The 4,503-nt window shown below is 66.3% G+C and carries 6 protein-coding genes; all 6 read right to left on the bottom strand.

Features of this window, described 5'->3' with window-relative positions; all coding sequences use genetic code 11:
- Positions 1-1,076, bottom strand: a 1,076-nt coding sequence (locus SFU54_RS05175) for a hemolysin family protein (protein ID WP_319015230.1), incomplete at its 3' end; no start/stop codon positions are given.
- Positions 1,073-1,540: an rRNA maturation RNase YbeY gene (gene ybeY, locus SFU54_RS05170; protein ID WP_319015229.1), complete on the bottom strand. Its 468-nt coding sequence runs from the start codon at positions 1,538-1,540 to the stop codon at positions 1,073-1,075. The genes ybeY and SFU54_RS05175, both read right to left, overlap by 4 nt.
- Positions 1,541-1,542: 2 nt before the next feature.
- Positions 1,543-2,592, bottom strand: a complete 1,050-nt coding sequence (locus SFU54_RS05165) for a PhoH family protein (protein WP_319015231.1) — start codon at positions 2,590-2,592, stop codon at positions 1,543-1,545.
- 55 nt (positions 2,593-2,647) lie between these two features.
- Entirely contained in the window at positions 2,648-3,001 is a 354-nt protein-coding gene (locus SFU54_RS05160; RefSeq protein ID WP_319015228.1) for a histidine triad nucleotide-binding protein, read from the bottom strand.
- A gap of 44 nt (positions 3,002-3,045) precedes the next feature.
- The gene (locus tag SFU54_RS05155; RefSeq protein WP_319015227.1) at positions 3,046-3,804 is read right to left on the bottom strand and encodes a 16S rRNA (uracil(1498)-N(3))-methyltransferase; all 759 of its coding nucleotides are present in this window, start codon (positions 3,802-3,804) and stop codon (positions 3,046-3,048) included.
- Between the two features lie 2 nt (positions 3,805-3,806).
- A partial coding sequence (locus tag SFU54_RS05150) for a DnaJ C-terminal domain-containing protein (RefSeq protein WP_319015226.1) occupies positions 3,807-4,503 on the bottom strand: 697 nt, incomplete at its 5' end.

Genomic DNA, 4,503 nt, shown 5'->3' with positions numbered 1-4,503 from the left:
AGATCGCCGAGCTCGTCAATGGGCATACGCGCGCTGACGCGATAGCTGTTCTCGCCCAATTGCTCGCTGTCGGCCGTCTCGCGGTCGTACTCGTCGACGATCTCGCCCACGAGCTCTTCAATGAGATCTTCCATCGTCACGAGCCCCGCGATGCCGCCGTATTCGTCGACGACGAGGGCGAGGTGGTTCGACTCGAGCTGCAATTGCCGCAACGCGTCGTCGGCTTTCTTCGACTCGGGAACAAACAGCGCCGGCTTCACGAGCTCATCGATGAGCGCGGTGGCCGCTTGCTTCGGCTTTTCAAACGTCAGGCGGGATGCGTCGCGCAAGTACACAACGCCCAGCACTTCATCGGCGCTCTCGCCCACGACGGGCACGCGCGAGACGCCGCGGCTGAGAAACAGCGTCATCGCCTCGGCCACTGTGGCACCTTGCTCGATGACGATCATGTCGGTGCGCGGCACCATGACTTCGCGCACGATCGTCTCGTTGAACTCGAAGATCGAGTGGATGAGTTCGCGGTCTTCTTCTTCGAGCACGTCGAGTTCGGTGGCTTCGTCGACCATGTTGAGCAATTGCTCTTCACTCGAGAAGCTCGCGCTCGATGGCCGGCCCGGTGTGACGCGATTGCCGATCACGACGAGAGCATCCGCCAAGGGCCCCGTCACGAGACGCACGCCGCGAATGAGCCAGTCGAAAGCGCCGAGCATCGCGCGAGGGTGAGCGCGACCGACCGACCGCGGGCTCGAGCCGACCAGAATGAACGAAACGCCGATCATGATGCCAGCGCTGATGAGCAACACCCACCACCACTCGGCGATGAGGGTGGCGAAGCCGATCGTCACGAGAACCGCAGCGATCGTTTCTGCGACGATGCGCAAAAAGTTGAGGGCGTTGACGTGGGCGCCAATGTCGGCAGCGACCGCCTGCAGGCGACGGGGGTTGCTGCGGCTCGACGCGATGTCGACGAGCTCGGCCCGACTCACCACACCGAGCGCGGCGTCGAGCGATGCAAACAAGCCACCGATCGCGACGAGCAACCCCGCTGCGACGAAGAAGAGCAGAGCTGCCGTCATGCGCCACGACCCCGCTCGGCCAGGGTGAAGCTCACGAGAATGTCGCGCTGAATGCCGAACATCTCTTTCTCTTCGTCTGGCTCGGCGTGGTCGAAGCCCAGCAGGTGCAAGATGCCGTGGGTCGTCAGCAGCAGCAGTTCGTCGTGCGTCGAGTGTCCGGCGGCCTCAGCCTGCTGAATCGCCACCTGGGGGCACAGCACGATGTCGCCGAGCAGACCGGGCGGGGTGGGCTCGTCGTCACTGCCGGGGCGCAGTTCGTCCATCGGAAAGCTCAGAACGTCAGTGGGGCCGGGCTCGTCCATCCACTGCACGTGCAGCTGTTCGATGGCGGCCTCGTCGACGAGCACGATGGCGAGTTCGGCGTCGCGGTGCACATTGAGGTGCTCGAACGCGTGCAATGCCAACCGCTGCAAACCCGCTTCGTCAACGGGGATACCCGACTCGTTGTTGATCTCGACGGCCATGCTCAGCGTCCTCCCGCTCCGGGTCGCGGGCGACGGTTTGCGCGGTCGCGCGGCGTGCCCTGCAGCCCGCGGCGGCGATCTTCGCGGTTCGCCCCCTCGAGGGGATCGGGCAGGCCGTTCTCGCGCGCGTACTGCTGCGCCTGCTTCTCGGCGTCGTACTTCGTGTAGGCGTCGACGATGCGGCCGACGAGCGAGTGGCGCACGACGTCATCTGACGTCAATCGCGCAAAGTGAATGTCGTCGATTCCGTCGAGCACACGCGTGACGAGTTGCAGGCCACTTGCGCCCGTGGGCAAGTCGATCTGCGTGATGTCGCCCGTGACAACGATCTTCGAGCCGAACCCGAGCCGCGTGAGGAACATCTTCATTTGCTCGGGGCTCGTGTTCTGGGCCTCGTCGAGCACGATGAACGCATTGTTGAGCGTGCGGCCACGCATGTAAGCAAGCGGGGCCACCTCAACCACACCGCTCGCGAGGAGCTTGGGCACGAGCTCGGGGTCCATCATCTCGTTGAGCGCGTCGTAGAGCGGCCGCAGGTAGGGGTCGATCTTGTCGGTGAGCGTGCCGGGCAAGAAACCCAGTCGCTCGCCGGCTTCGACAGCGGGGCGCGTCAAGATGATGCGGTCCACCTCTTTGCGCGTGAGCGCTTGCACGGCCTTGGCCATCGCGAGGTAGGTCTTGCCGGTTCCGGCCGGGCCGATGCCGAAGACGATCGTGTGGTCATCAATCGCGTCGACGTAGGCCTTCTGACCAAGCGTCTTGGGGCGGATGCTCTTGCCGCGACTCGTCAGAATGGCCTGGCTCAACACCTCGGCCGGGCTGCCCGCGCCCTGTTCAAGAATGCGCGCTGAGCTCGTCACCTCGGTCTCGCCGAGGTCGTGGCCGCCACGCACCATCACGAGCAACTCGTCAACGAGCCGGCGCGCCGCCGCCACTTGCGCGGGGTCACCCTCGAGCGTGATCTGGTTGCCGCGCACGTGCACATCAACAAGCGGAAACTGCTTTTCGACCGTGCTGAGCAAGCGGTCGTGGGGGCCAAGCAGTCGAACCATCGCGACGCCGTCGACGTCGAGCTGTTCGCGGGCGCGCGCCTCGCGCGCAGAATCGTCAGTGGGCAAGGGATCCCTCGGTGAGTCCTCCGGCGAGCACGTGAGCGTGCACGTGGAAGACGGTCTGGCCGGCGTTCGCGCCGGTATTGAAGATGAGCCGGAAGTGGCCGTCGGCGTGGTCGTTGGCCAGCGCCTGCGCGGTCGACACGACCTCGGCGAGCAAGGCGGGGTCGCCCGCAGCAAGCTCGGCGACGTCACGGTAGAGCGCGGTCTTGGGCACCACGAGCAGGTGTACGGGAGCCTGCGGGGCAATGTCTCGAAACGCGATGATCGTCTCGGTTTCGTGCACGATGTCGGCAGGAATCTCGCGCGCAATGATGCGCTCAAAGATCGTCGGCTCGGTGCTGCTCATGGCCCCAGTCTAGAGCGCCGGCCTGACCGCGCACCCGGTGATGCTTACCAGCGCCCAAGCGTTGCCGAGAGCACCGCGATCGCCGCGGGGCCCGCGGTCGAGGTGCGCAAGACACTCGCGCCGAGGCGCACGCACCGCGCTCCGGCGGCGACCAGGGCATCCCGTTCGTCCGGCGCAATGCCCCCCTCGGGCCCGACGACAAGCACGACATCGCCGTGCCCGAGGTCGTGCGCCGTGAGTGACGTGAGGGCGTGCTCGGCCGTCGGGTCGAGCACGAGCATGGTCGACTGCGCGGCGCGGGCCGTGAGCTGTGCGGTCGTGGCGAGGGGCTCGATGACGGGCATCCAGGCTCGCATCGATTGCTTCGTCGCTTCGCGCGCGATCGTTTGCCAGCGCTCACGATTCTTGACCGCTTTCGCGGAGTCCCACCGCGAGATGCTGCGGGCCGCCTGCCACGGAATCACACCGTCAACATCGAGCTCGGTCGCGGCCTGCACAGCGAGTTCATCACGGTCACCCTTCGCGAGGGCCTGAACGAGGTGGATGCTCGGTCGGGGCTGCTCATAACGCTCGACGCGCTCGACCGCCAGTGCGACGTCACCCGACTCAACGGCCAACATCACGCCGTGCACGACCACACCCGCACCGTCGCCCACCCGCAGCTGTTCGCCCACGCGAACCCGCGCGACGGTCGCCGCATGCCGCGCGTCGGGGCCGCGCAAGTGCACGACCGACGCCGCCGGTGAGCCCTCGGCCGCGGCGACCTGTGCTGCGAGCGACTCGTCGAGGTAGAAGTGGGCCATTGCTACAGGTTCAAGAAGCGATCGCGCAGTTTCGCGAAGATGCCCTGCTGGAAGGTCGAGAACTGCGGCGGCACGGGCCGTCGGCTGGCCGCGAACTGCCGAATGAGTTCGGTCTCTTTCGCGTTGAGCCGCACGGGTGTGACGACTTGCACGCCCACCCTGAGGTCGCCGCGGCCCGAGCCCCGCAAGCGCGTGATGCCGCGCTCTTTGATCGTGATGATCTCGGCGCTCTGGGTTCCCGGCTTGATCTCGACGGGAACCTCGCCATCGAGTCCCGGCAACGTCACCGTCGTGCCGAGAATGGCATCGGTCATTTGCACTTCGACGGTCGCGAGCAAGTCATCGCCATTGCGGCTGAAGGTCTCGTGCGTCTTGACCTTGATCTCGAGATAGAGGTCGCCGTTAGGCCCGCCGGCGGGGCCGACTTCGCCCTGGCCCGTGAGCTGAATACGCACGCCCGTGTCAACACCGGCCGGGATGTCGACGGGAATCGCGCGGCGAGCACGCACGCGCCCCTGACCGGCACACGAGGGGCACGGGCTCGGAATCACGGTGCCATAGCCACGGCAGGTTCCGCAGGGGCTGCTCGTCATGACATTGCCGAGCAGGCTGCGCACCGTGCGCTGAATCTGGCCCGAGCCGCGGCAAATGTCGCAGCTCTGCGGGCTGGTTCCGGGCGAGCAGCACGAACCCTCACAC

Source organism: Microcella sp., from assembly GCF_033763155.1.
Lineage (GTDB): Bacteria > Actinomycetota > Actinomycetes > Actinomycetales > Microbacteriaceae > Microcella.
This window is presented reverse-complemented; position numbering and strand designations above follow the sequence as displayed.

Excerpts from the sequence above, each read along its gene's own strand:
- ybeY (WP_319015229.1), bottom strand. The coding sequence starts at position 1,540 with ATGGCCGTCGAGATCAACAACGAGTCGGGTATCCCCGTTGACGAAGCG.
- SFU54_RS05165 (WP_319015231.1), bottom strand. The coding sequence starts at position 2,592 with ATGGTTCGACTGCTTGGCCCCCACGACCGCTTGCTCAGCACGGTCGAA.
- SFU54_RS05160 (WP_319015228.1), bottom strand. The coding sequence starts at position 3,001 with ATGAGCAGCACCGAGCCGACGATCTTTGAGCGCATCATTGCGCGCGAG.
- SFU54_RS05155 (WP_319015227.1), bottom strand. The coding sequence starts at position 3,804 with ATGGCCCACTTCTACCTCGACGAGTCGCTCGCAGCACAGGTCGCCGCG.